The organism is Bacteroides cellulosilyticus DSM 14838 (genome assembly GCF_000158035.1).
Classification (GTDB): Bacteria; Bacteroidota; Bacteroidia; order Bacteroidales; family Bacteroidaceae; genus Bacteroides; species Bacteroides cellulosilyticus.
This window is the reverse complement of record NZ_EQ973492.1, coordinates 462,020-464,819: the sequence shown is the minus strand read 5'-3', so window position 1 is coordinate 464,819 and position 2,800 is coordinate 462,020. Positions and strand designations below refer to the sequence as shown.

Below are 2,800 nucleotides of genomic sequence, written 5' to 3'. Positions count from 1 at the left end.
CACTTCCGGTCAGCGCGCAAAAATTCTATAAAGATGCCATCAACATCACCAATGCCTCCCTATGGCAACAGGGAGAGTCGCTCTACATAAATATGCAGATGGATGTGCGGAACCTGAAAGTCAGCAATGACCGCACCCTAACGCTAACTCCCATACTGACAGGTCCGGACAATAATGTCGTATTGCCAGAAATCGTTATCAACGGACGCAGAAGGCAAAAGGCCTATCTCCGCGCCATGGCTTTGGATAAAACAACTAATATGGAGATACCTTACAATACTCAGGAAGTTCTGAACTACACACAAGTCATTCCTTACGAACCATGGATGGAAAATGCTTATCTGAATCTGGAAGAAGATTTATGCGGATGCGGAGGACACCAGGAGGTACTGACACAGGAAATGATTATGAACGGAGTTTCTACGGAGACCAAACGTCTGGCTGCACTGCAACCTGTCCCCTCTTACATTCAGCCGAAAGCAGAAGTAGTAAAAGCACGTAGCGAACAATATGAAGCTCATCTCGATTTCCCCGTAGGCAAGTCCGTTATTCTACCGGATTTCATGAACAATCAGACGGAGTTGCGGAATATCCGGGAGATGTTCAATAAGGTACAGAATGACAAGAAGTTAACCATTACCGGTGTTTACATTGAAGGATTTGCTTCCCCCGAAGGACCGCTTAAACTCAATGAGCAACTATCTAAGAGCCGTGCCGAAGCGTTGAAGAAATATCTGTCCGTACACGAACAGATTCCTGCCAATCTCTACAATGTCTCCTTTGGCGGTGAAAATTGGGAAGGACTGGTAAAAGCTCTGGAAGCCTCTAACACGAAAGAGAAAACCGAATTCCTCAATATCATCCGAAACACCAGCGATATAGCCCGCCGGAAAGAGGAAATAAAACGTGTAGGTGGTGGCGCTCCCTATCGTACAATGCTAAAGGAATTATACCCTGCACTCCGTAAAGTGAATTGCCGCATAGACTATACGATTGCCAATTTCAAAGTAGACGAAGGAAAAGAGATTATCAAGACACAGCCCCAATATCTCAGTTTGAACGAGATGTATCTGGTGGCCAACAGCTATCCCAAAGGTGGCGACGACTTTATCAAGGTTTTCGACATCGCTGTACGTATGTATCCTGATGACGAAGTAGCCAACTTGAATGCTGCCGCTGTAGCCTTGTCTAAAAAAGATTTGCCCGATGCCCGGAAGTATCTGGATAAATCCAATAAACAGACAGCCGAATATGCAAATAATAACGGCATCTACTACCTGCTGAGTGGCAATAAGGATCAAGCTATTGTTGAATTTACCAAAGCTGCCCGGAATGGTAACGAAGCAGCCCGGTATAATTTGGAAGAAATAGAAAAAGTGATAAAGATAAAGAAGTAACAGAGAGAATAGAATAGAGAATCCCCGGAATTTTAATCAGTTCCGGGGATTTTCTATTTTTATGTACCTCATTCAATTACGATGTAAAAGTAAATCACACACTTTTACTTCAAAGAGAAGCTATGATTTTATCTCATTAGCCAAACATCAGGATAGCTACACCCTTTGGTCAGGATGGTGTAGCCCTGAGCACAAAAGGGTGTAGCCATTCCGAGCAAAGGGTGTAGCCTTATTATACGATTGAAATAGAACCGATTACAAACGACTTATTCGTCAAAAAGAAAAAACCTGAATTGGGATAATGACAGAAGCTTGTAACAAAAGAAGAAAGAGATAGAGATTTATGACCAACTTTGGCGAATAATCCTACCCAAAATACCCACAAGTAGGGATTGATAAAACCAATATTTTCTTCCAACTTTGTAACAAGAATCAGATAAAATGAAAAGTTTTTATATAGTATTGCTTATTACGATAGCTTGGACGTCTTCTCTACCGGTACAAGGGCAGGACTCTATTAATATAGGAACCCGCCATTCTTTATTCTCCAACATACTGAATGAAGAAAGGATGTACTGGATTTATAAACCGGAAAAACAACCGGGTGAAGAAGAAAAAGACTACCCGGTTCTCTACTTATTGGATGGAGATGTATTTTTCCATTCCGTAGTAGGTTTTACCCGTTTCTTTGCTTCTTCAAGGGTTTCTTCATTACCCCCTTGTGTTGTAGTCGCTGTTTTGAATACAGACCGTACCAGAGATTTCACCCCTACCAGTTCGGCTGCACGACGGGATGGCAGTATTCAGCCTGAAGATACTCCAAAAGGTGGAGGGATGAAGGCTTTCTATCGTTTCTTAACTGAAGAACTGCGCCCGGAAATAGAAAAAAAAGTTTCTGCCAACGGCCGCAATTTCTTAGTAGGACATTCATACGCAGGTTTATTTACCCTACAGGTTCTACTCGACTATCCTGAGTCGTTTGATACCTTCATGGCAATAGATCCCAGCTTATGGTGGGACCGGGGAGTTTTCCTGAAGCAAGCCGAGAAAGAAGTTGGTCAGAAGGACTTTTCGGGAAAACAACTCTATGTTGCCTTTGCTACCCGCCAACGTCCTAATGTGAAGTTGGACCAGTTCGCATTGGCTGACAGTTTAGGAGAAAGAATCATTCCAGAGATGAAGAGCCAACATCTGCGTGCTATATACAAAAAGTTCCCGGACGAAGTGCATGGTACAATAGCCCTTCCAGGTATGTTTGATGGCCTGAAGTCCTTGTTCATGCGTTAGTATTGAGACACATAGCATTTTGTTATGTTCTCTTTTATACTGTTAATAATCTGAATAGTTTCAACTCTTGAAAAAACAGTAGAGCGGGAAGTTTGTTTTAAATATAGGGAAAATAA

2 protein-coding genes are annotated in these 2,800 nt (G+C 42.4%); both read left to right on the top strand.

Annotated elements, in window-relative coordinates; genetic code table 11:
- Positions 1 to 1,397 (top strand): DUF3868 domain-containing protein (locus BACCELL_RS19990; RefSeq protein ID WP_007213850.1); only part of this gene is annotated, 1,397 nt, incomplete at its 5' end.
- 441 nt (positions 1,398 to 1,838) lie between these two features.
- Complete coding sequence (locus tag BACCELL_RS19985) at positions 1,839 to 2,684, top strand: alpha/beta hydrolase (protein ID WP_007213848.1); 846 nt, start codon at positions 1,839 to 1,841, stop codon at positions 2,682 to 2,684.
- Positions 2,685 to 2,800 lie beyond the last annotated feature (116 nt).

What these genes read in the sequence shown, in the direction of transcription:
- BACCELL_RS19985 (WP_007213848.1), top strand. Translation starts at nt 1,839, where the DNA reads ATGAAAAGTTTTTATATAGTATTGCTTATTACGATAGCTTGGACGTCT.